The 21380-nt window shown below is 71.6% G+C and carries 22 protein-coding genes; 12 read left to right on the top strand and 10 right to left on the bottom strand.

What is annotated here, in order from left to right; genetic code table 11:
* Positions 1-63 precede the first annotated feature (63 nt).
* From AB0K28_RS42755 to AB0K28_RS42745, 3 genes are read right to left on the bottom strand one after another with little or no spacing between them, the layout of a single operon-like run.
* Complete coding sequence (locus AB0K28_RS42755; protein ID WP_364381863.1) at positions 64-888, bottom strand: carbohydrate ABC transporter permease; 825 nt, start codon at positions 886-888, stop codon at positions 64-66.
* Positions 885-1787, bottom strand: a complete 903-nt coding sequence (locus tag AB0K28_RS42750; RefSeq protein ID WP_364381860.1) for a sugar ABC transporter permease — start codon at positions 1785-1787, stop codon at positions 885-887. The genes AB0K28_RS42755 and AB0K28_RS42750 overlap by 4 nt, the downstream gene beginning before the upstream one ends.
* A gap of 8 nt (positions 1788-1795) precedes the next feature.
* A complete protein-coding gene (locus AB0K28_RS42745) occupies positions 1796-3157 on the bottom strand; it encodes an extracellular solute-binding protein (protein WP_364381857.1) in 1362 nt (453 codons plus the stop codon).
* A 149-nt stretch (positions 3158-3306) separates the two neighbouring features.
* Here AB0K28_RS42745 and AB0K28_RS42740 point away from each other — a divergent pair, with 149 nt between their 5' ends.
* Positions 3307-4392 carry a LacI family DNA-binding transcriptional regulator gene (locus tag AB0K28_RS42740; protein ID WP_364381854.1) on the top strand — a complete coding sequence of 362 codons (1086 nt, stop codon included), beginning with the start codon at positions 3307-3309 and terminating at the stop codon, positions 4390-4392.
* On the opposite strand, the gene AB0K28_RS42735 is transcribed toward AB0K28_RS42740, so the two are convergent.
* Entirely contained in the window at positions 4393-5058 is a 666-nt protein-coding gene (locus AB0K28_RS42735) for a TetR family transcriptional regulator (RefSeq protein WP_364381851.1), read from the bottom strand. It lies immediately after the preceding gene.
* 105 nt (positions 5059-5163) lie between these two features.
* Here AB0K28_RS42735 and AB0K28_RS42730 point away from each other — a divergent pair, with 105 nt between their 5' ends.
* Positions 5164-6075, top strand: coding sequence for an SDR family NAD(P)-dependent oxidoreductase (locus AB0K28_RS42730; RefSeq protein ID WP_364381848.1), 912 nt, complete (start codon positions 5164-5166; stop codon positions 6073-6075).
* Here the strand turns inward: AB0K28_RS42730 and AB0K28_RS42725 are convergent.
* A complete protein-coding gene (locus AB0K28_RS42725) occupies positions 6065-6850 on the bottom strand; it encodes a LysR family transcriptional regulator (RefSeq protein ID WP_364381845.1) in 786 nt (261 codons plus the stop codon). The two genes, AB0K28_RS42730 and AB0K28_RS42725, sit on opposite strands and share 11 nt — an antisense overlap.
* 98 nt (positions 6851-6948) lie before the next feature.
* On the opposite strand from AB0K28_RS42725, the gene AB0K28_RS42720 reads away from it, so the two are divergent.
* On the top strand, positions 6949-7716 hold the full coding sequence (locus AB0K28_RS42720; RefSeq protein ID WP_364381843.1) for an NAD(P)-binding domain-containing protein: 768 nt from the start codon (positions 6949-6951) through the stop codon (positions 7714-7716).
* A gap of 348 nt (positions 7717-8064) precedes the next feature.
* On the opposite strand, the gene AB0K28_RS42715 is transcribed toward AB0K28_RS42720, so the two are convergent.
* Positions 8065-9399: a toll/interleukin-1 receptor domain-containing protein gene (locus tag AB0K28_RS42715; protein ID WP_364381841.1), complete on the bottom strand. Its 1335-nt coding sequence runs from the start codon at positions 9397-9399 to the stop codon at positions 8065-8067.
* A gap of 57 nt (positions 9400-9456) precedes the next feature.
* Complete coding sequence (locus AB0K28_RS42710; protein WP_364381839.1) at positions 9457-9801, bottom strand: hypothetical protein; 345 nt, start codon at positions 9799-9801, stop codon at positions 9457-9459.
* A gap of 96 nt (positions 9802-9897) precedes the next feature.
* On the opposite strand from AB0K28_RS42710, the gene AB0K28_RS42705 reads away from it, so the two are divergent.
* Positions 9898-10617: a hypothetical protein gene (locus tag AB0K28_RS42705; protein WP_364381837.1), complete on the top strand. Its 720-nt coding sequence runs from the start codon at positions 9898-9900 to the stop codon at positions 10615-10617.
* A gap of 128 nt (positions 10618-10745) precedes the next feature.
* Here the strand turns inward: AB0K28_RS42705 and AB0K28_RS42700 are convergent, their stop codons facing one another.
* Positions 10746-11690: an acyl-CoA desaturase gene (locus AB0K28_RS42700; protein WP_364381835.1), complete on the bottom strand. Its 945-nt coding sequence runs from the start codon at positions 11688-11690 to the stop codon at positions 10746-10748.
* A 205-nt stretch (positions 11691-11895) separates the two neighbouring features.
* Between AB0K28_RS42700 and AB0K28_RS42695 the strand changes: the two genes are divergently transcribed.
* From AB0K28_RS42695 to AB0K28_RS42675, 5 genes are read left to right on the top strand one after another with little or no spacing between them, the layout of a single operon-like run.
* Positions 11896-13167: a cytochrome P450 gene (locus AB0K28_RS42695; RefSeq protein ID WP_364381833.1), complete on the top strand. Its 1272-nt coding sequence runs from the start codon at positions 11896-11898 to the stop codon at positions 13165-13167.
* A gap of 2 nt (positions 13168-13169) precedes the next feature.
* Positions 13170-14750, top strand: coding sequence for a peroxidase family protein (locus AB0K28_RS42690; protein WP_364381830.1), 1581 nt, complete (start codon positions 13170-13172; stop codon positions 14748-14750).
* Positions 14747-16849: a hypothetical protein gene (locus AB0K28_RS42685; protein ID WP_364381828.1), complete on the top strand. Its 2103-nt coding sequence runs from the start codon at positions 14747-14749 to the stop codon at positions 16847-16849. Before AB0K28_RS42690 ends, AB0K28_RS42685 begins: the two co-directional genes overlap by 4 nt.
* A gap of 6 nt (positions 16850-16855) precedes the next feature.
* On the top strand, positions 16856-17068 hold the full coding sequence (locus AB0K28_RS42680; protein ID WP_364381826.1) for a hypothetical protein: 213 nt from the start codon (positions 16856-16858) through the stop codon (positions 17066-17068).
* A 45-nt stretch (positions 17069-17113) separates the two neighbouring features.
* Positions 17114-17644, top strand: coding sequence for a GNAT family N-acetyltransferase (locus AB0K28_RS42675; RefSeq protein ID WP_364381824.1), 531 nt, complete (start codon positions 17114-17116; stop codon positions 17642-17644).
* Between the two features lie 82 nt (positions 17645-17726).
* Here AB0K28_RS42675 and AB0K28_RS42670 read toward each other — a convergent pair whose 3' ends face one another.
* The gene (locus AB0K28_RS42670) at positions 17727-18329 is read right to left on the bottom strand and encodes a TetR/AcrR family transcriptional regulator (protein ID WP_345405001.1); all 603 of its coding nucleotides are present in this window, start codon (positions 18327-18329) and stop codon (positions 17727-17729) included.
* Between the two features lie 92 nt (positions 18330-18421).
* On the opposite strand from AB0K28_RS42670, the gene AB0K28_RS42665 reads away from it, so the two are divergent.
* The 3 genes from AB0K28_RS42665 to AB0K28_RS42655 all read left to right on the top strand — a co-directional run bounded on the left by AB0K28_RS42665 (position 18422) and on the right by AB0K28_RS42655 (position 20743).
* Positions 18422-19174 (top strand): SDR family NAD(P)-dependent oxidoreductase, encoded by a 753-nt coding sequence (locus tag AB0K28_RS42665; protein ID WP_345404998.1) that lies wholly within the window; start codon positions 18422-18424, stop codon positions 19172-19174.
* Positions 19175-19490: 316 nt separating this feature from the next.
* Complete coding sequence (locus AB0K28_RS42660; protein ID WP_364381821.1) at positions 19491-20288, top strand: thymidylate synthase; 798 nt, start codon at positions 19491-19493, stop codon at positions 20286-20288.
* The gene (locus AB0K28_RS42655; protein ID WP_364381819.1) at positions 20285-20743 is read left to right on the top strand and encodes a dihydrofolate reductase; all 459 of its coding nucleotides are present in this window, start codon (positions 20285-20287) and stop codon (positions 20741-20743) included. The genes AB0K28_RS42660 and AB0K28_RS42655 overlap by 4 nt, the downstream gene beginning before the upstream one ends.
* Positions 20744-20745: 2 nt before the next feature.
* On the opposite strand, the gene AB0K28_RS42650 is transcribed toward AB0K28_RS42655, so the two are convergent.
* Complete coding sequence (locus AB0K28_RS42650; protein ID WP_364381816.1) at positions 20746-21285, bottom strand: YciI family protein; 540 nt, start codon at positions 21283-21285, stop codon at positions 20746-20748.
* Positions 21286-21380 lie beyond the last annotated feature (95 nt).

Genomic DNA, 21380 nt, shown 5'->3' with positions numbered 1-21380 from the left:
CGGCGCCGATGACGGGCGCCGTGTCGCCGGCGCTCTCGGGCGGTGGCGCGGCGCTCATCGCGGTCAGCCCTTCAGGGAGCCCTGGAGCAGGGCCTTGACGAAGTGACGCTGGAAGACGAGGAAGATCGCGAGCGTGGGGGTCAGGATCAGCAGCGATCCCGCGCACAGCAGCGGGATGTCGGTGCCCCACTGCCCCTGGAAGGCGCCGAGCGCCCCGGACATCGTGCGCTTGGCCGGGTCGTCGACCAGGACGATGGCCAGCAGGAACTGGTTCCAGGTCCACAGGAACAGCAGGATGGCCAGGGACGAGATCGCCGGCATGGCCAGGGGCACGTGGATGCGCCGGAACAGCTGCCACACGTTGGCGCCGTCCATGCGGGCGCTCTCCGACAGCTCCCCCGGCATGTTGACGAAGTGCGCCCGCATCCAGAAGACGGAGAACGGCATGAACAGGCCGATGAGCGGCAGGATGATGGCCCAGCGGGTGTTCAGCAGCCCCATGTCCCGGATCTGGTAGTACAGCGGCGTGATGATGCCCTCGAAGGGGAGGGTCAGGCCGAGCACGAACAGCAGGAAGACGATGCGTCCGCCGATCACGCGCAGGTGGCCGATGGCGAAGCCGGCCATGGTGCCCAGCAGGATCGAGATCGGCACCACGCCCAGCACGATGAGGACGCTCGACTTCAGCAGCTCGGCCATGTTCGCGGCCTCGAAGGCCCGCAGGAAGTTGCTCCACTGCGGGTCCTGCGGCCAGGCCAGACCGGCCGGGTAGGTGCCCGAGGGGTGCAGGGCGGTGACGAACAGGCTGAGGAACGGCAGGAGCGTGACCGCCATCATGGCGATGAGCAGCAGCCGGCCGGTCCAGGCCTCCCGGCCCGCGATGATCATCGGTTGTCGTCCTTTGTGAACCACTGGATGGGAAGGGCGCAGGCGATCACGAGAAGCATGAGCACGACGGCCAGGGCCGAGGCGGTGCCGACCTCGCGTTCGGTGAAGGCGAGGTAGAAGATCTGCAGGCCGGGCACCATGGTCGTGTTGCCGGGACCGCCCTGGGTGGCGATGTAGACGATGTCGAAGCTGGCCAGGGCGGCGATCACGGTCACGGTGACGCAGACCGCGATCTCCTGCCGCAGGCTGGGCACCGTGATGGAGACGAACTCCCGCCATGCCCCGGCTCCGTCGAGGCGCGCGGCCTCGTACAGCGCCGGGTCGATCTTGCTCATGCCGGCCAGGAGCAGCAGCGTGCAGAGGCCGAGCAGCACCCACGCGCCGATCATGCCGACCGCCGGCAGGGCGGTGGCGAAGTCGCCCAGCCAGGCCCTGGTCACCCCGCCGAGACCGACGAGCGAGAGCAGCTGGTTGACCACTCCGGTGGAGGCCAGCAGCCAGCTCCACGCGATGCCCGCGGCCACCAGCGGGATGACCTGCGGCAGGAACAGCACGGTCCGCGCCACGAGGGCGAGCCTGCTCGCGGCGATCCGCCGGATCGTGGCGGCGATCGCGAGGCCCAGCACGACCGGGATCACGCTGAAGAACACGATCAGCTGGAAGGCGTTGATCAGCGAGTCGAGCAGGTCGGGGTCGGTGAAGACCGTGCCGTAGTTCGCCAGCCCCACCCAGGTGGAGGCGCCGATGCCGTTCCACTCGTACAGCGAGTACTGGACGGTCAGGGCGATCGGGCGCAGGACGAACACCGCGTAGAAGGCGAGCGCCGGGACGACGAACAGCCAGCCGGCCACTCCGCGGGCACCGCGGGCGCCGCGCAGCCGGCGCGCGGGCCGGGCCATCAACGTGATCAGTTCCCTTCGAGCTGGCCGGCGTAGTCGGCCTGGACCGTCTTCAGCAGATCCTCCGGCGTCTGCTGGCCGGCCACCAGCTTCTGCAGGTTCGGCGTCCAGCTCTTGGCGTAGATGGCGCCGGTGGCGTTGGCGATGAAGTCCATCGCGCCGTCGTCCTCGGCGATGTCCGCCCCGGCCGCCAGGGTCGCGGCGGTGACCTTGTCCTCGCCGACGGCCGGCATGTACGCGTCGGCGGGCCCCATCGGGCGCGATCCCCCGACCTCGACGCCGATGTCGCGGGCGCGCTTGTCGGTGGCGACCCAGTTGAGGAAGAAGGCGGCGCAGTCGGCGTTCTTCGCGCCGGCGGCGATGCCGAAGGTGAGCGGGGCCGACATGGCGGCGCGCTTGCCGCCCTCCTCGGCCGGCGGCATCAGGGTGAAGCCGGCGTCGCCCGCCATCTGCTTGTCGAGGTTGCCCGACTCCCAGTCGCCGTTGAACATGAACAGGCCCTGGCCGTCGATGAAGCGGCTCATCATGGTCGCGTAGTCGACCGCGTTGACGTCCTTCTGGAAGTAGCCGGCCTTGATCCAGCGCTCCAGGTGCTGGACGGCCTGGAGGTTGGTCGGGGTGTCGATCGTGGCGCCCGGCTTCTGGTAGATCCAGTCGTTGATCGGCGCCGCGGGGCCGTAGGAGGCCATGAGGTTCTGCAGCGGGAAGGCCAGACCGCCGGTGGCGCCGCCGTTGAACTGCACGATGGGCGTGATGCCGGCGTCCTTGGCCTTCTTCAGCGCCTGGTCGAGCTCCGCCAGGGTGGCGGGCGGCGTGGACATCCCGATCTGGGTGGCGAGCTTCTTGTTGTAGAAGAGCCCGGTCATGCTCATGTTGAGCCCGAGTGCGTACAGTGAGCCCTCGCCGCGCGGTCGCCCGCCGGGTCCGAGGCGCAGTTGTTCGAGCTGCGAGGCCGGCCACTTGTCCCAGCCGAACGCGGTGGCGTAGCCGTCGAGGTTCTTCAGCAGGTCGTCCTTGACCAGCTCGGAGACCTGGGGCAGGCGCATCAGGTCGGGCGGGTTGTCCGCGAGCACCCGGGGCGCGTTCTGCGTGATGACCGCGAACTGGTCCTCGCGGATGTCCCACGTGACGTTCGGGTGTTGCTTGGTGAACTCCGTGGTCAGCGCCTTGGGCAGCGGGAAGCCCGTCTCGAAGTAGCCGTTCAGCGTGATCGGCGCCGTGCCGCAGGTGGGCGCGGCGGACTGCGGCGCCGCGCTGGTGGCCGCGGGCCGCTGGCTGTCGCTGCCGGGGGCCGCGCAGGCGGCGGCGAGCGTCCCCATGGCGATCACCAGCGCGGCGCCGGCCCTGCCGGGGCGAACTCGACGAGCCATGTTGCATCTCCTTGGCCGCTGGGGGACGACGGCACCCCGGCGGGCCTCCGGAGTCCGTTGCTAAATCGGGTTAGCGCCCGATAGTCTCACCACGCGCGTCGTAGCATGTCAACCCCTCGTCACACACTCTTGACGATCGGAGATTCCGGGTGAGCCCACGACGGGTCACGCTGGCCGATGTGGCCAAGGCTGCGGGCGTCTCCCGCACGACCGCCTCGCTCGTGCTGTCCGGCCGCGGCCGCGAGCTGCGGATCTCTCAGGACGTCGAGCAGCGCGTGCTGCGCGCCGCCGAGGAGTTGCAGTACCGGCCCAACATCGTCTCCGTGGGCCTGCGCACGGGCATCAGCAGGACGATCGGTTTCGTCTCCGACACCGTCGCCACCTCACGGCTGGCGGGCGACATGATCAAAGGGGCCCTCGAGGCCGCCCGCGAGCGCGGCTTCATGCTGTTCATCGGCGAGACCGAGGGCGACGCCGACCTCGAACGCCTCCTGCTGCAGGCCATGCACGACCGCCAGGTCGACGGGCTCGTCCTGGCCTCGATGTTCACGCGCACCATCACGGTGCCGAAGGCCGTCACCGCCGCGCCCACCCCCCTGCCCGCCGTCCTGCTCAACGCGCTGCCCGACCGGCCCACTCCCCTGCCCGCCGTCCTGCCCGACGAGATCGAGGCCGGCCGCCACGCCGCCCGCGTCCTGCTGGACGCCGGTCACCGCGACGGCGTCTATCTGATCGGCGCCGGCCCCGGCCCGGGCGACGTCCCCCAGGAGAGCGTCGCGGCGGCGGAACGGCTGGCCGGCATCCACGAGGCGCTCGGCGAGGCGGGGGTCACGGTGGCGGGCGCGCGCACCTGCCCCGACTGGCTGCCGGAGTACGGGCTCGCCGCGACGCGGGACCTGCTGCGGACGGTCCGTCCGCGCGCGCTGATCTGCTTCAACGACCGGATCGCGATGGGCGCTTACCAGGCGCTCGACGACTTCGGGCTCAAGGTGCCCGCGGACGTCTCCGTCGTCTCCTTCGACGACCATCCCCTCGCCTCCTGGGTGCGGCCCCGGCTGACGACCGTGGCGCTGCCCCACTACGAGCTGGGCCGCAAGGCGGTGGACGTGTTGTTCGCCGAGATCGAGCGCGACCGCGCGGACGCCGGGCGGCCGGGGCGGGTGCACCGGGTGCCGATGCCCGTCCGCGCGCGCGAGTCCGTCGCCCGGCCGCCCGTCGCGGAGCCACTCGGCTGATCAGGGGCGGGGCAGCACGCCGAGGAGGGTCGCGGTGAGGGCCAGGTCGAGGGCGTCCCGCAGCCGCGGGTGGAAGCGGGCCAGCTCGGGCTCGGCCTGGTAGGCGGCCCGCAGGCTGGGCGGGGGCGTGTCGTACGGCGACAGCGCGCCCGCCAGCACCATGGCCTGCAGGCTGAACAGGGTCGCGTTCTCGCCCAGCTCAGGCAGGTGTTTCCGGACGAGGGCGGTCAAGGTCTCCAGGCGCTGCAGGGAGGCGCGCTTGTAGCGGGTGACGACCTCGACGGAGACGTTGCGTTCCAGGACGCTGCCCTGCGCGCCGAACAGGTCGCACAGCACCGTGCGGCTCGCGAGCGAGCGGCTGAGGATGCCGGCCACCGCCGTCGCCCGCTCGGGCATGGGCAGGTCGTCGCCGACCCCGGCGGCCAGCTCGCCCTCCAGCTCCACCAGCCATTCCCGCAGGAAACGGTCGAGGAGTTCGAGCAGCACGGCCTCGCGGGACTCGAAGTAGCGCAGCACGTTGGGCTTGGCTAGGCCCGCGCGGCGGCTCAGCTCGTTGAGGGTGACGTCGGCGACGGGCATCTCGTCGAGCATCGCCGACGCCGCGTCGAGGATCGCCCGCCGGCGGATCTCCCGCTGCTCTTCCGTCCGGGCCCGCTGGAAACTCACGTTCGCCAGCCTAACTTAAGTACCGTCGGTACGTTGACAGCGTACCGACGGTACTTTACTGTCGGGTGCAGAAGATACCTTCGGTACGTTAGATGGGAGCCCGGCATGGGCGCTAAATGGACGACGGCTGACATCCCCGACCAGCACGGGCGCGTCGCCGTGGTGACCGGGGCCAACACCGGATTGGGCTACGAGACGGCCAAGGCGCTGGCCGAGCGCGGGGCCTCCGTGGTCCTCGCCGTACGCGACACCGCCAAGGGCGCGCGGGCGGCGGCTCGCATGCGCGGCGACGTGACCGTCCAGGAGCTGGACCTGACCTCGCTCGACTCCGTACGCACCGCCGCCGCCGCGCTGCGGTCCCGGCTCGGCCGCATCGACCTGCTGATCAACAACGCGGGCGTCATGTACACCCCTCGCCGGACCACCCGCGACGGCTTCGAGCTGCAGTTCGGCACGAATCACCTCGGCCACTTCGCGCTCACCGGGCTGCTGCTCGACCTGATGCTGCCGGTGCCCGGCTCGCGCGTGGTGACGGTCAGCAGCACCGGTCACCGCATCAGGGCCGCGATCCACTTCGACGACCTGCAGTGGGAGCGCTCGTACAGCAGGGTCGGGGCCTACGGCCAGTCCAAGCTGGCCAACCTGCTGTTCACGTACGAGCTGCAGCGCCGGCTCGCCCCGCACGGCACCACCGTCGCGGTGGCCGCGCACCCCGGCGCGTCCAGCACCGAGCTCGCCCGCAACACTCCCGCCCTTCTCCGGCCCCTGATCGACGGGCTCGCACCGCTGGTCCTCCAGACCCCCGCGATGGGCGCCCTGCCGACCCTGCGCGCCGCCACCGACCCCGCCGTGCTCGGCGGCCAGTACTACGGTCCCGGCGGACGCAACCAGATCATGGGCCACCCCCGCCTCGTCACCTCCAGCCCGCAGTCCTACGACATGCCGCTCCAGCAGCGGCTGTGGGCCGTCTCCGAAGATCTGACCGGAGTGACGTTCCCCCTCTTGGTCACGAGGTAGCGCCCAGCAGGTGCGCGATGCGCGGGTCGTGCGAATCGGCCGGCCAGGCCAGCAGGACCTCCCTCGCAGGCAGCCCTGTCATGGGGACGGCGGTGACGTACGGACCGAGCCGGTCCACGGCGCTGTCGCCGACGACGGCGAGCAGTTGCCCGGTGGCCACCAGGTCGATGAGCGCGTCCAGGCCGACGGGCGGCAGGTCGGCGGCGTAGGCGGGGTCCTGGCGCAGGATTCGGGGGGTCAGTGCGTGCCGCGCCGCGAAGGGGTGGCCTTGGGGAATCAGCGCCACCGGCTGCTCGGTGGCGATGGCCTGGACGTCCAGGCCGGTCAGATCCTCATCCGAGCAGACCAGCGCGGCGTCGGCCCGGCCGTCGCGGACCGCCGTGGTCTGCTCCCTCGTGAAGACCAGCTCGACGGTGTCACTGCCGAAGCGCGCGACGTAGCGGCGTACCAGCTCACGCAGCAGCCCCGCCCCGGTCCCCGGCGGAGCGGCGATCCGCAGCACGCCCTGACCGGCCTGCCGCACGCGACGGACCGCCTGGTCCAGGGCCCTGAGCGCGTTGCGCGCCTCCACCTCGAACACGCGGCCCGCCGGGGTCAGCTCCACCCGGCGGCTCGTCCGTTCGAACAACTTGGCGCCCAGCCGCCGTTCGAGGTGCGCGATCGCCCGCGACAGCGGCGGAGGCGCGATACCGAGCCGCTCGGCCGCGCGCGCGAAGTGCAGCGTGTCGGCCACGGCCAGGAAGTATTCGAGCTCGCGGACCTCGATCCGTTTCATGACCCTGAGGGTAATGACCGGTGCTTACTTCATCATCGCGCAGCCCCGCCCGCCGTTGCCAAGCTGCTCATACCACCCGCTATCGGAAGGAACCTGCTGTGAGGATCGGCGTCATCGGCACCGGCGGTATCGGGGCCGCGCTCACGTACAAGCTCGGCACGACCGGACACACCGTACGGGTCGCGAACACGCGAGGGCCGTCGAGCATGACCGCGCTGGCGGAGCGGTCAGGCGCCACGCCCGTCACCCTCGACTCGGTCAGCCGCGACGTGGACGTCCTGATCACCTCCATCCCCCTCGGCCGCCTCCCCGACCTGAGACCGCTCACCGACCGCCTCCCGGCCGGCGTCGTGGTGGCCGACACCTCGAACTACCTCCCACAGCGCGATGGGCGCATCAAGGACATCGAGGACGGCATGCCCCAGGGCCTTTGGATCGAGCAACAACTCGGCCGCCCTGTCATCCGCGCCTGGAACGCCCTCGTCCAGACGACGTTGTCGGATAAGGGCAGACCGCCCGGCGCCGCCGACCGCCTCGCCGTACCCGTCGCCGGCACCGACCCGGCCGCCAAGAAACTCGTGATGACCCTGGTGGACGACACCGGCTTCGACCCCGTGGACGCGGGCACCGCCGAGGACGGGTGGCGCATGCAACCAGGCACCCCCGCCTACTGCACCGACCTGACCGCCGCCCAACTCCAGAAGGCCCTCGCGCTGGCCCACCACGAGACCGCGAGAGTCCGGCGCGAGGCGATCCTGGCGATCATGAGCTCGTGGGAACGGAACGACTCCTTCTTCGACGACCTCGTGGCCCTCAACCGCGCCACAGCGGGCCTGCACCGGCTTGCCGGCGACCCGGGGTCATGAAGCGACGACGGACTGGGCGCCGATCCACAGCCGGGGAACGCCTCCCAGAGGTCGGTCGCCACCACCTCGCCGCCACCGAACGCGACGAGACCCTTGGTCGGCTTGAACCGCTCCCAGCCTGAGATCGCGTCCAAGTTGAACGTGGTGTACTCGGTGACCCGCACACCGTGCCCTCTGACCGGCTGCCGCTCAATCGCCGCCCCCGGATCCTTGGGGGGCGGTGGCCGCGCGCCGGCGGCGGGGCTGCCGTGAAGTGCCGATGCGGCCACGGCAAGGACCACGGCCACGCCCATCGCTTCATCTGGTGATGATTTCCTCGCAGAATGCCCGGCGCGGCGGCCCACTAGCTTAGGCGCGCTGCGCGGCGATCGCTCCAGCCACGGCCGTGGACGCGGCCAGCAAGGCGAGCGCGGTCACCACCGCGGCCGCCATCCGGCGGGTCTTCCGGTGCTGCCTGACGTCTTCGCCGTCCAGGTCGTCGGGCGCCCTGCCGTGCAGCGCTGCGGCGAGCTGCACCAGGCAGGCGCGGAAGCGCTCATTGCGAAGGCCGCGCTGGTCGTCCTCGGTGACCCAGCTCAGGTCGATCCAGAGCGGCCGCCCTGGATGGACGCCGTGCAACGCGGACGGGAGCGCCGAGGATCGGTTCACGTCGAAGCGCCCGGCGACGGCGTCCCAGACGAGCGAACCGCCGGACAACACCAGGTAGAGGGTCTCCACGCTCTTGTGCTTCAGCCAGTAGCGGATCTCGTCGTCGACCCAGGGCGAGGCGACGGCCTGCGGAGACAGGAAGACGATGAGGTGGCGGGAGGCGGCGAGCGCGTCCTCGATCGCCCGGTCCAGCCTTGAGGTCGCCGGCATGCTGGACTGGTCGTGGAAAACGCGTAGCGCTCGCAGCCGGTACCAGGGCCTGGCCAGGCGGTGCAGGGCGTCGCGTACGGCCCGGACGAGCGGGGCGTCCGGCTCCCAGGCGTAGGAGAGGAAGGCGTCGTAGCGTAACGGCCGCTCATCTGTCGGCACCGGCCATCGTCTCGGGGCGGTCACGCCGACCAGCTCGCTGAATCCCGTCGCGTAGGCGCGGATCCGTCGCTGCAACGTGCGCAGCTCGGCGCGGCAGGCAGCGTGGTCCGGCCACTCCGAGTCCGGGGTTCCGGGGTGCGACTGCTCGAATGCGCGGAGCCGTGGGTGCCATTTGGCCAGGAACGGGCGCAGCTCCTCGTTGAGCAAGGCGATCGCGAGTTGCTCGACGGTCCGGCCGCCGGGCGCGCAGGGGCGGCTCGCCTTCAGAATTTCGCGGACGGTGGCGAACAACGCGTGCAGGGAAGAGAGCGTCTCCCTGGTCAGTCCCTGGTCGTCGTGCAGCGGCTGGGTGGACACCCGGGTCGTGGTCTCCACGAACAGCTTCCAGGCGACGTCCCTGCCTTGGTCATCGACCACGATCGTCAGCTCGCTCAGCTGCGGGAGCGACAGCTTGACCTTGGTCAGCCCGGCCGAGCGGCTGCGGATCTGGCTCGCCACGGCGCCGGCCGCTCCGGCCAGCGCGCCCCCAGTGGCGTAGAAGCCGCGACCACCGATGTTCGTCAGTTCGAAGATCACCAGACCAGCCAGCGCGCCGACGGCGGCCGCCACGATCACGCACATGACTCGCCGGAGCGGCAGGGCGCTTCTGAGGGGCTTCACCGCCACGAGGTGACTTTACATTCGGTGTCAGATGACAACCAGATGATCGCAGTGGCGAGTTGGCTAGGAGGTCACGCGGAGCAGGCGCAAAGCGGATGCGGCGGGCGAACCGGGCTCGGCGGCGAACACCGCGAGGCGCTGGCCCTCGTCCTCCTGCATCTGGAACACCTCCTCGGCCAGCCTCAGCTCCCCCACCAGCGGGTGCCGGAACGTCACCCCTTCCGAGCGGCAGCGGCGCACCGGGTGGCGGGCCCACAGGGTGGCGAAATCGGTGCTCTTGATGGTCAGCTCCCCCACCAGCGCCGCCGGTTCCGGGTCGTCGGGCCACCGTCCGGCGGCCTGGCGCAGGTATCCGACGGTGGCGCGGGCCTTGGCGGGCCAGCTGCGCAGGTGCGCCTGCTTTCCCACTATGCCGCTTTCGGCGGCGTCCTAGCCTGACCCTGTCAAGCGTAGGAAAACCCGGGGTCTGGGTACGCCCGCCCGCGACGGCCAGGCTGCGGTGACATGCCCGCAGACCCACGAGCCAGGATGTCGCCCCGGCACAAAGCCGTGCTCACACTCCTGCTCGGCACCCAGTTCATGCTCACCGCCGACTTCTCCATCTTCAATGTCGCCCTGCCCGCCGCGGCGCCGGCGTCGGCCTCACCGACCTGCCATGGGTGGCGACCGCATACGCGCTGCCCGCCGCCGGGTTCACGCTGCTGTGCGGCCGGATCGCCGATCTGGCGGGCAGGCGGCGGATGTTCCTGGCCGGGCTGGTGCTGCTGTGCGCCGCCTCGCTCGGCGGCGGGCTTCACCACGGGGGCGCTGCTCGGCGGCGTGCTCACCGAGCTGACCGGCTGGCGCGACGCGTTCCTGGGGAACGTGCCCATCGCCGCCGCCATCCTCGCCCTGGCCCCGAGGCTGGTCCCGTCCGGCGCGGGTGATCGGCGTCCCTGCCTGGATCTTCCCGGTGCGCTCACGGTGACGCTGGGCCTGCTCGCGCTGGTCTGGGGCAGCACGACCCCGGGCCAGGCCCGCTGGGCGCTGCTGCCCGCCGGCCTGCTGCCGGCCGCGTTCTGGCGCGTCGAGCTGCGCAGCCCCGAGCCGCTGGCCCCGCTGCACGTGCTGCGGCGGCGCCTGGTACGTGACGGCCGTGCTGGCGCTCTGCTACGCGGGCAACATGATCGCCCTCGTGGCCGCCGCCGTGACCGCCACCGTGACCGCCACCTCCGGGCTGCCTGACCGGGAGCAGGGCCTGGCGACGGGACTGGTGACGATGGCGCAGCAGGTCGGCATCACGGTCGGCATCACGGTCGGCATCCCCGTGCTCAGCGCGCTGGGCGACACCGGCGTGGCGGTGGCCGCCGGGGTCACGCTGTCGGTGGCCGCTGCGGCCGTGCTCGGGCGCGGAGCGAGGTCAGGCGGTCGGGGTTCGGCCAGCGTACGCCGTGGGCCCAGCCCGCCCGCTCGAACCAGCGGATGAGCCGCGCGCTCGGGTCGAGCTGCCCCTTGAGCACGCCGTGCCGGGCGCAGGTCGGCTCCACGTGGTGCCAGTTGTGCCAGCCCTCGCCGAGCGTCAGCAGCGCCACCCACCACACGTTGGACGAGCGGTCCCTGGTGCGGAACGGGCGGTCGCCGAAGGTGTGGGCGATCGAGTTCACCGACCAGGTGACGTGGTGCACCACGGCGTAGCGGACCAGGCCGCCCCACAGCAGCGCGCTCCACGCGCCCGCCCACGACATCGACCACAGCCCGCCGGCGGCGGCGGGGAGCGCGAACGACAGGACGACGACCGCCGGGTAGGCGGCGTCGAAGCGCCGTACGTCCGGGTCGTCCAGCAGGTCGGGCACCCAGTGCCGGCGGCTGGAACGCTGGTGGGCGGTGTAGAACCAGCCGACGTGGGCGTGCGCCATGCCGCGCAGCAGCGCGATGCCGCTGTCGCCGTAGCGCCAGGGAGAGTGCGGGTCGCCTTCGCGGTCGGCGTACTTGTGGTGGCGGCGATGCTCGGCGGCCCACAGCGTCACAGGACCCTCGACGGCCATGCCGCCGGCCAGCATGAGCGCGATCCGCAGCGCACGGGACGCCTTGAAGGCGCGGTGGGTGAACAGGCGGTGGTAGCCGATGGCGATGCCGAAGATGCTCACCAGGTACATCACGACCGCGATGACCAGGTCGCAGGGCCCGACGCCCCAGCCCCATGCGGCCGGCACCGCGAGCGCCAGCAGCGCCACGGGCAGGACCACCAGCACGATCAGGTAGGCGAGGCGGCGGCCGGTGGTGACCGTCACCGTCTCCGCCGTGGCCGGCCGCTGCACGTTGCCTCCCGGGTGGTCAGGACGATTCAGGCTCCTCATTGAACGGCCAGGCCCCTGGCGTGCGGCAATATCCTGACAGTGACGTAATGATTACTGTGAGGAATCAAAATCATGGACTCGCCTGCGGCGCGAAAAGGGCGTGGGATGGTGATCGCAGAACGCGATCATCTCGGTACGCTTCGACATCAGGCGGAAGGTCCACGGAATGGGTGCTGTCGATCAGGCGACCACGGGCGGCCATCTCGAGCGCTACGAGGAGGCGCTCGCCAGGGATCCGATGGCCGCATTCGGCCTGGTCCGCGAGTGGATGCGGACCGACTGGCGGAGCCTGTTCGCCGAGCTGCGCGAGCGGCGCCCGATCTTCGTCACCCCCGCCTTCACGGTGGTGACCCGCTTCGCCGACGTGGTGGAGGTGCTCGCGCACGAGGAGGTCTTCTCCGTACGCTCCTTCGGGCCGCGCCTCGACGCCGCGCTGGGCGGCGCCCCGTTCATGCTGGCCAGGGACGCCACGCCGATGAACTGGCGGGAGAAGGGCCTGATGCAGCTCATGCTCGACCCGCAGGACGCGGGCCGGGTGCGCGAGCTGGCCGGCCGGCTCGCCGACGAGCTGCTCGACGCCGCCCCGCGGGACGGGCGCTTCGACGCGGTGGACGGCCTGTTCCGCCCGGTCGCGCTCGGCGTGTGCGCGCGTTACTTCGGCGTGCCTGGCCCCGATCCGCGGACGCTGGGCGGGTGGACGCGGGCCGTCGTCTCCGACGGCTTCGCCAACTTCCTCGGCGATCCGCGGCTCCAGGCCGCGTCCGTGAGCGCGGGCGCCGAGCTGCTCGCCCACCTGCGCGACCGCCTCGCCGAGCTGAGGGCCGGCGACGAGCTGCCCGACGACGTGTTCGCCCGCCTTGTCCGGGCTTCGCCGCCCGGCGTGAGCGACGACCGCATGGTGGTGAACATGGCAGGGCTGCCGCTGGGCTTCGTGGAGAGCGCGCCGGGCGCCATGGTGGAGGCGGTCGAGCAGCTCCTGGCGCGCCCGCAGGTGCTCGCCGAGGCCAGGGAGGCCGCCGCCGACCCCGAGCGGTTCGACCCGTACGTCTGGGAGGCGCTGCGCTTCAGCCCGTTCTTCAAGCTGCTCCCCCGGATCTGTGAGCGTGATCACGTCCTGGCGGCCGGCACCCCGCGCAGCACGGTGATCCCGGCGGGCACGTTCGTGCTGGCGGCGCCCGCCTCCGCCATGTTCGACGCGGACGTGGTGCCGGAGCCCGACGAGTTCCGTCTCGACCGCCCGCGCCACCATCGGCTGTTCTTCGGGTACGGGCATCACGCCTGCCTGGGCGTGCACCTGGCCGGTCCGGTGATCGCCGAGACCGTACGCCGCCTGCTGCTGCGTCCCGGCGTGCGAGCGGCCGGGAGCGTCGAGCGGTCGCTCGGGATCTTCCCCGACGCCTTCCCCCTCGACCTCGGGACCGAAGGGCGGGAAGGCTGACGATGGCGCGGAGCCGAGCACGCAGCATCGCCACCGACGGCCTCACCAACCGGCTCAGGTTCCTGGCCCTCACCAACGGCCGCCCGCTGTGGGACCTCCTGCAGGCCAGCCGGCCACTGCGCAGCCGGATCAACGCCTCGCTCATCGACCACGCGGTCCGCGAGATGCCGCCGCGCCCCGAGCCGCTGAGCACCATGGCCGGCTACACCTCGTGGGCCTCGCTGACCGACCGCACCTACAGCGGCAGGCACCTGCCCCCCGTCCCCGCCGGCGAGCGGGAGCGGCCCACGCCCGAGGCCGCCGCCGCCCTGTTCACGCGGGGCGCGTCGATGATCCCGTGCCCGCGGTCCACGGTGCTGTTCGCGTACTTCGCCCAATGGTTCACCGACGGGTTCCTGCGCGGCGACACCAACGTCCCGCGCGACCCGCGCAAGAACAGCTCCAACCACCACATCGACCTCAACCAGCTGTACGGGCTGAACGACGCGGCGACGGCGGCGCTGCGCACGTTCGACGGCGGGCTGCTGAAGAGCCAGCTGATCAACGGCGGCGAGTTCCCGCCCTACCTGTGCGAGAACGGCGTGATCAAGCCGGAGTTCGCGCCGCTGAGCGTCGCCCTCTGGGAGCGGCTCACCGACGCGCAACGCGACACGCTGTTCGCCACCGGCAGCGACCGGGGCAACGGCCAGATCGGCTTCACCATGCTGACGGTGCTGTTCCTGCGCGAGCACAACCGGGTGGCGCGGCTGCTCGCCCTGGAACATCCGCGCTGGGACGACGAGCGGATCTTCCAGACGACCCGCAACATCCTCATCGTGCTGCTGATCAAGCTGGTCGTCGAGGAGTACATCAACCACATCACCCCCTACCACTTCCGCTTCACCCTCGACCCGGCGCTGCCGGCGCGGCTCGACCACGCGCCCTGGCACCGCCAGAACTGGGCGTCGGTGGAGTTCAACCTCGTCTACCGCTGGCACAGCCTGGTCCCTTCGCACCTGTCGGTGGGCGGGCGCGAGCTGCCGATGGCCGAGACCTTCTTCGGCAGCGCGCTGATCCCCGAGCCCGGTCTCGGGCGGTTGTTCGAGGACGCCTCCCGCCAGCGGGCCGGCCGCATCGGGCTGTTCAACACCGATCCCGTGCTGCGGGAGATCGACGTGGCCAGCATCGCCGACTCGCGGGCGCTCGATCTGGCCCCGTACAACGACTATCGCGAGCACTGCCGTTTCCCCCGGGTGCGCGGCTTCACGCAGATCTCCGGCGACCGGCGGGTCATCGGCGCGCTGCGCGAGCTCTACCGCGACGTGGACGACGTGGACCTGTACGTCGGGCTGTTCGCCGAGGAGCCCGGCTCCCCCGAAGCGATCCTGCCGCCGCTGCTCACCAAGATCATCGCCATCGACGCCTTCTCCCAGGCGCTCACCAACCCGCTGCTGGCTCCCCGGATCTTCAACGCCGCCACGTTCTCCCCCGCCGGCATGCGCGTCATCGCCGGCACCCGCACGCTGTCGGACGTCGTGCACCGCAACACCCCGGAGGACCAGAAGCCCCGCCTGGTCAGCATGTCCCGGCGGACCAGGCCATGAACGACGCCGACGCCGACGCCGACACCGCGCGGCTGCGCGCCGCGGCCCGCGAGCTGGTCGACGTCGCGCTCACCATCCAGGACGCGGCGGCGCACGCCACGTCCGCGCTCACCGGCGTCGCGTTACCGCACGCGCTGCCCGCCTGCGGGGCGCTGCTGCGGGCCACGACGAACGGCCGGGGGCTCGGGTGGGCGTTCACCGGCGGCGGCCCGCTGCTCACCGCCGCCGCCAAGATCGGCGGCATGCTCGGTGCCGAGAGTCTGTCCGTACGCGTGCTGGCCACGTCGCTGCGGCTGCGCGTCGCGGCCGTGGCGATCGCCCACCCCGAGCTGACCGGCGACCCGATGCTGGCCCGGCTCATCGACGCGGCCGCCGCCGACCGGGACCTGGAGGCCGTACGTGCCCTGCGCGCCCTGCTCAAGGAGCGTGGCGCGGTGCGCGCGCTCAGCCAGCTCGCCCCGGTCTTCGGCGAGGTGCTCGCGCTGCGCGCGCTCCTGGACGAGAACCCGCTCAACGACGCCACCGCCTGGCTCATCGCGACCGGCAAGGGGTACGCCACCGCCGATCCGATCACCGGGCTGAGCAACAGGGTCATCGCCGTCCTCGACACCGGCGAAGGCGCCGCCCGCCGGGTCGAGCTGAGCGCGGCCGAGTCGGCCCTGCTGTGCACGCGGGGGTCGCTGCTCGGTTTCCTGGGCAACATCAGCGCGCTCGGCACTACCGGACGGATCCTCATCCAGAGCGTCGAAGGGCCCGACCGGGTGATCCGCCACGTCCTCCAGGCGCCTGGCATGCGCGCGGGACGTCCCGACGGCGAGTCTCCCCAGGACCTGCTCGGCGCGTTCAGCAGCGCCGTCCTGGCCAGCAGCCCCTACAGCCGCGCCCTGGCCGAGGCCGTCGCCGACTACGGGCTGCCGCCTGAGGCCGAGCTGGCGCTGGTCGGGCACAGCGCGGGCGGCGCGGCGATCATGAACCTGGTGCAGGACGCCGCCTTCTGCGCCCGCCACACGGTCACCCACGTCGTGGCCGTGGGCTCGCCCATCGACTTCAAGCGTCCCGCCGACCGGCGCACGTGGGTGGCCAGCGTCACCAACCAGCACGACATCATCCCCACGCTCGACGGGCAGGGCGCCGGCACCTGCTTCGACCTGCACCCCGACTGGTACGTGGTCGACTACGGCGACGCCACCCACCTGTTCCCGCTCTGTCACGGCATCGACCACTACCGCGCCAACCTGGCCGACGACCTGCCCGAGGCCCGCGCGGTCATCGACGAGCGGCTCACGCCGTATCGGGGGCGGGTGGTGCGGTCGCAGGCGTACCTGCTGTTCGACCGCCCGCCCGGCCCCGAGGGGTTTCCCTTCCTCACCGTGCCCACGCGTTCCGTCGCCGAGGGCGGCGTCGAGTTGCCGATCAGGTGCCATGAGAGCAGGGCGCTCACGGCGTACTTCGCGGCGCATCCGGCGGTGGCGGCCGGCCTGCTGGAAGGCGCAGGGGTCGGGCCCGCCGTCCAGGTGGCGGGGCGGGCGCTGGTCGCCGTGCACGTGGCCGCCAACCGGTGCGCCAGCGCGGGCGCCTACGCGGAGCTGCAGGTCGGCGTCGTCGTGCCGGGGCCGTTCCGGCGGCGCTTTCCCTTCGTGCCCGATCTGCTGCGGGCGGCTGACCTGCGCCGCTCCGGGAGTTTTCTCGTCGGCACCGCCGTCGATGCCCCGGTCGTGCGCGCTCTGGGCTCGCGGTTGTGGGGCGGGGAGACGTACCTGACGCCGCTGAAGATCCGGCTCGGCCGCTCGGCTGAGGTCGGCGCCGACCAGATCCTCACCTTGCGCGGGCGGCTCGGGCCCGGGCTGCCGTTGAGCGATCCCGGTGTGGTCGCCTACGCCCGGGAGGCCGGTGTCGTGCTGCGGTCCTGCGTACGGACGCGCGGGCCGGCGCGGCTGCACGCGGCTCCCCCGCTGCGGCTGGTCGTCGCGCCGCAGTCCGCCCATCCGCTGGCCGGGCGGCTGCGCGAGCTGGGGCTCGACGGGGCCCGTCCGCTGCTGTGCCTGTCCACCGCCGTCCGCCAGTCGCTCCGGGACGCCGCCGTCCCGGTGCCGCGGTGAGCCGCCATGTCCCCCGAGATCAGCGCCCACGCCGAGACCCTCCGCTCGGACGCCCGCGCCCTGGTCGCCTGCGCTGAGCGGCTGCGTGCGATCGAGGCGGAGCTGCAGGCGGGCGGCGCGGCGCCGGAGTGGCTGCACGCCTCGGTGCGGGCCCACATCGCGGCCTGCCTGGTGGCCGCCGCCGACCTGGAGAACGCCGCACGCCGTTTGACCCCCTGATAAACCATTGGACACGGGCGGGCACGCTCCGGGAGCATCCGCGCTGTGACAGATCCGTTCTCCCCGCGCAAGCCCGTGAGGTTCGTCGAGCTGACCGGCGCGGCCATGACCGCCCTCCTGGACGACGACCTGCCCCGGGCCAGTGCCGAGGCGGGAGCCGGGCTCACGGCGTACTTCCTCACCGATCAGGCGAAGTGGGTCTGGCGGTACCGCGTCAACCAGCTGGCCACGCACCCGGGGAGCGCGGGGTGGCTCACCAAGGCCGTGGTGGCCGAGCCGGACGGTGTCGTGGTGGGGTACGCCGGGTTCCACGGGCCGCCGGATATATCCGGCATGGTAGAGATCGGCTATTCGGTGGACCCCGGCCACCGCCGCCAGGGGTACGCCAGGACGATGCTGACCGAGCTGATGCGCAAGGCCGCCGCCGCCCCGGAGGTCAGGACCGTACGGGTGACGATCAGCCCGGACAACACCGCGTCCCTGGCCACGATCGCCGGGCTCGGCTTCGCCCAGGTCGGCGAGCAGTGGGACGAGGTGGACGGCCTGGAGCTCGTCTTCGAGGTCCGCCTCGGGTAGGAGTTCAGGACGGTTTCACGCTGGCGGCGGCACGCCGGTGGTGAGCACGCCGCTCAGCCTGCTGATGCCGCCTCTGTGACGGTCATGGCCAGCTCGGCGCCGGGTGCGGCAGCGGGCTGGCGCCTTCCGGGCGCAGCCCGTCGAAGATGATCGCGAGATAGCGCCGCCACAGCTCGGGGTCCGGTTTCGCCAGGAACCCGACCGCGTGCACCGGTGCGCAGATGAGCAGGAAGATGTCGGTGCCGATGATGTCGGGCCGGACGGCGCCCGCCTCACGGGCTCGATCGACCAGCGCGCCGATGCTCTCGTGCAGCTCGTCCCTGAGCCTGGTCACCTCCGAGTCGCCCTCCGTGACCGTCTGCAGGAACGCCAGGTCGTGCTGCTGCTGGTTGCCGCAGGCCACGGTCAGGAACTCCAGCAGTGCCGCCCCTGGGTCGGCCGCGTCCAGCAACCGCCTGGCGAGGGCCGTGAGCTCGGCGAAGGAGTGGCCGACGGTCGCGACGATCAGCTCCTCCTTCGTCGCGAAGTGCGCGAAGACCGTGCCCTTGGCCACCCCTGCCCGGCGGGCGATGTCGGCCATCGAGGCGTCGAGGCCGCGTTCGGCGAACTCGGCCGCGGCCGCTTCCAGGAGCAGCGCGCGGTTGCGTGCCGCGTCCGCGCGCAGGGGGCGTTCAGGCTTGGTCACGACCGCGATTCTAGCAACTTGACCGAGAGGTCATGTTTTGGGTACGTTCGTCAGACATCTTGACCTAGCGGTCATCTTAAGGAGCTGGATTCATGGAACTGCACGGCGCCACCGCCCTCGTCACCGGCACCAACCGCGGCATCGGCCACCACTTCGCCATTGAGCTGCTGCGACGGGGAGCGAAGGTCTACGCCACCGCCCGCCGTCCCGAACTCGTGAACGTCCCGGGCGCCGAGGTACTGCGCCTGGACATCACCGATCAGGGCTCCGTCGAGGCGGCCGCCGCGATCGCCACCGACGTGGACGTTTTGATCAACAACGCCGCGTTCACCGCCGGCGGCAACTTCATGACCGGCGACCTCGACGCCATTCGCATGACGATGGACTCGAACTACTACGGCACCCTCGCCATGATCAGGGCGTTCGCGCCCATCCTGGCCCGCAACGGCGGTGGCGCCATCCTCAACGTCCTGTCGGCCGCGGCCTGGACCACGGTCGACGGCAACACCTCCTACGCCGCCGCCAAGTCCGCCCAATGGGGCCTGACCAACGGTGTCCGCCTGGAGCTGGCCGCCCAGGGCACGCAGGTCACCGCCCTCGTCCCCGGGCTCATCGCCACCGAGACGATGAAGGACTTCGCCGCGAACGCCGGCATCGACTTCCCTGACGGCCTCCTGGAGGACCCCGCCGACCTCGTACGGCTCGCGCTGGACGGGCTGGAGGCCGGCGAGATCGAGATCGTCGACCGCATCGGCGCCGACGCCAAGGCGAGCCTCATCGGCCCTCCGAGCACGTTCGACCTGGAGGCCGTCGCCGCGTCATACGGGGCCGGAACGCGCAGCTGACGGGGGCGGAGGCGGGACCGGCGGGACCGGAGGATTGCGGGGAGCTGGCCGGGGACCGGGCCAGGCTGCTGAGCCCCTCGTACCGTCCCGCGTACGAGGCGATGGTGGCGGAGATGGCGCGGCGCGGCATCGACTGCGCGGGCCGGCCACCGCTGTGGGCCTGGCTGGGGCCGGACACCCGAGATGATCGGGTGGCGCTGACGGCGGAGCTCCTCCTCGATCCTGAGAGCGACGAGGATCCTGCAGCCGTCGTCCTTGGCCTAGAGATGCCCTTCCCCTTGTGGCAGGCTCGGGCCGCTTCGTTAGGCTTGCCGGCATGCCGGACACCCAGTACGAAGATCTGCTCCGCCACGTGCTCGACACGGGCGCCCGTAAGAACGACCGCACAGGCACCGGGACGCGGTCGATCTTCGGTCACCAGTTGCGCTACCGGCTGTCCGACGGCTTTCCGCTGGTCACGACGAAGAAGGTGCACTTCCGGTCCATCGCGTACGAGCTGCTGTGGTTCCTGCGCGGCGACGGGAACGTCAAGTGGCTGCAGGACAACGGCGTCACGATCTGGGACGAGTGGGCGGGGCAGGACGGTGAGCTCGGCCCGATCTACGGCGTGCAGTGGCGGTCGTGGCCGACCCCCGACGGCGGGCACATCGACCAGATCAGCGACGTGCTGCGGACGCTGCGCGACAATCCCGACTCCCGGCGCATCATCGTCTCCGCGTGGAACGTCGCCGACATCCCGCAGATGGCGCTGCCGCCCTGCCACGCCTTCTTCCAGTTCTACGTCGCCGACGACAAGCTGTCCTGTCAGCTCTACCAGCGCAGCGCGGACCTGTTCCTCGGCGTGCCGTTCAACATCGCGAGCTACGCCCTGCTGACGCACATGATCGCCGACCAGGTGGGGCTCGGCGTCGGTGACTTCATCTGGACCGGCGGCGACTGCCACATCTACGACAACCACGAGGAGCAGGTCCGTACGCAGCTCGCACGCGAGGCGCGGCCGTTCCCCACGCTGAGCCTGAAGCCGGCGGACACCCTGTTCGACTACACCTACGAGCACATCGCCCTCTACGGCTACGACCCGCACCCCGCCATCAAGGCACCGGTGGCGGTGTGATCGGGCTGGTCTGGGCGCAGTCGGCCAACGGCGTCATCGGCCGCGAGGGCACGATGCCGTGGCACCTGCCGGAGGACCTGAAGCACTTCCGCACCCTGACCTCGGGGGCGACCGTGCTCATGGGCCGCCGCACGTGGGAGTCGCTGCCGCCGCGGTTCCGGCCGCTGCCGGGCAGGCGCAACCTCGTGCTGTCACGCACCCCGCAGGAGGGCGTGGACACCTTCACCGACCTGAAGGAGGCTCTCACCGCGGCGTCAGGGGAGGTGTGGGTGATCGGCGGCGCGGCCGTCTACCGGGCGGCGCTGCCCCTGGCCGACCGCATCGTGGTCACCGAGATCCGGGAGCCCTTCGAAGGGGACACGCACGCGCCGGACGTGGGCCGCGCGCCCGACTACGTGGGGGCGTGGCAGGAGTCGTCGACCGGCCTGCACTACCGGTTCCTGACCTGGGGCTGAGCCTAGCGTCGTCCGCCGAACTGCCAGGCGTGGACCTCGACGTCGGCGTACCGGTCCGGGTCGAGGAGCGTGCGGGCCGCGTCGCGGTCCGTCGCCCGGATCAGGGCCGCCGTGCCCAGCCAGGTGCCGCCGTCGTCGGACAGCAGCGGCCCATAGGCGATCAGGTCGTCCGACCGGCCGGGCGGCGGCTCCTCGGCCTCGCCCGCGCCGAGGCCGATCACGAGGTACCGGTTGCCGCCCTCGCGGCCGCCCGGGAAGTCCCACATCGTACGGCCCAGCAGGTTGCGCCAGCGGCGCACCATCACGTCGCGGTAGACGCCGGCCTGGTAGTTGGGCTCGTCGAAGGCGAACGCCCGCGCGGCGGCGGGGTCGGGCAGGTCGACGATGTGGACGCTGCCGGTGGCTGTCCCGCCGTCGAGCGTGGGGCCGCGGGCGATCAGCTGTGTCGCGTAGCCGTCCATATAGGACCAGTGCTCCTCCACGAGCTTCTCACGGAGGGTCGCGGAGCCGGGGCGGTCACGGTGATAGCAGAAGAATTCCATGTCGCGCTCGATTATCGTCCCTACGGGCGGCGTCCTGCGATGAGTCATCCCGCTCCGACGGGTCTCAACGTCCGAGGACATCACTGAAGAAAGTA

The sequence above is a fragment of the Nonomuraea sp. NPDC049504 genome (assembly GCF_040676845.1).
In the GTDB taxonomy this organism is placed as follows: domain Bacteria; phylum Actinomycetota; class Actinomycetes; order Streptosporangiales; family Streptosporangiaceae; genus Nonomuraea; species Nonomuraea salmonea.
This window is presented reverse-complemented; position numbering and strand designations above follow the sequence as displayed.

Excerpts from the sequence above, each read along its gene's own strand:
- AB0K28_RS42755 (WP_364381863.1), bottom strand. The coding sequence starts at position 888 with ATGATCATCGCGGGCCGGGAGGCCTGGACCGGCCGGCTGCTGCTCATC.
- AB0K28_RS42750 (WP_364381860.1), bottom strand. The coding sequence starts at position 1,787 with ATGGCCCGGCCCGCGCGCCGGCTGCGCGGCGCCCGCGGTGCCCGCGGA.
- AB0K28_RS42745 (WP_364381857.1), bottom strand. The coding sequence starts at position 3,157 with ATGGCTCGTCGAGTTCGCCCCGGCAGGGCCGGCGCCGCGCTGGTGATC.
- AB0K28_RS42730 (WP_364381848.1), top strand. The coding sequence starts at position 5,164 with ATGGGCGCTAAATGGACGACGGCTGACATCCCCGACCAGCACGGGCGC.
- AB0K28_RS42725 (WP_364381845.1), bottom strand. The coding sequence starts at position 6,850 with ATGAAACGGATCGAGGTCCGCGAGCTCGAATACTTCCTGGCCGTGGCC.
- AB0K28_RS42705 (WP_364381837.1), top strand. The coding sequence starts at position 9,898 with ATGCCCGCAGACCCACGAGCCAGGATGTCGCCCCGGCACAAAGCCGTG.
- AB0K28_RS42695 (WP_364381833.1), top strand. The coding sequence starts at position 11,896 with ATGGGTGCTGTCGATCAGGCGACCACGGGCGGCCATCTCGAGCGCTAC.
- AB0K28_RS42690 (WP_364381830.1), top strand. The coding sequence starts at position 13,170 with ATGGCGCGGAGCCGAGCACGCAGCATCGCCACCGACGGCCTCACCAAC.
- AB0K28_RS42685 (WP_364381828.1), top strand. The coding sequence starts at position 14,747 with ATGAACGACGCCGACGCCGACGCCGACACCGCGCGGCTGCGCGCCGCG.
- AB0K28_RS42680 (WP_364381826.1), top strand. The coding sequence starts at position 16,856 with ATGTCCCCCGAGATCAGCGCCCACGCCGAGACCCTCCGCTCGGACGCC.
- AB0K28_RS42665 (WP_345404998.1), top strand. The coding sequence starts at position 18,422 with ATGGAACTGCACGGCGCCACCGCCCTCGTCACCGGCACCAACCGCGGC.
- AB0K28_RS42660 (WP_364381821.1), top strand. The coding sequence starts at position 19,491 with ATGCCGGACACCCAGTACGAAGATCTGCTCCGCCACGTGCTCGACACG.
- AB0K28_RS42650 (WP_364381816.1), bottom strand. The coding sequence starts at position 21,285 with ATGGAATTCTTCTGCTATCACCGTGACCGCCCCGGCTCCGCGACCCTC.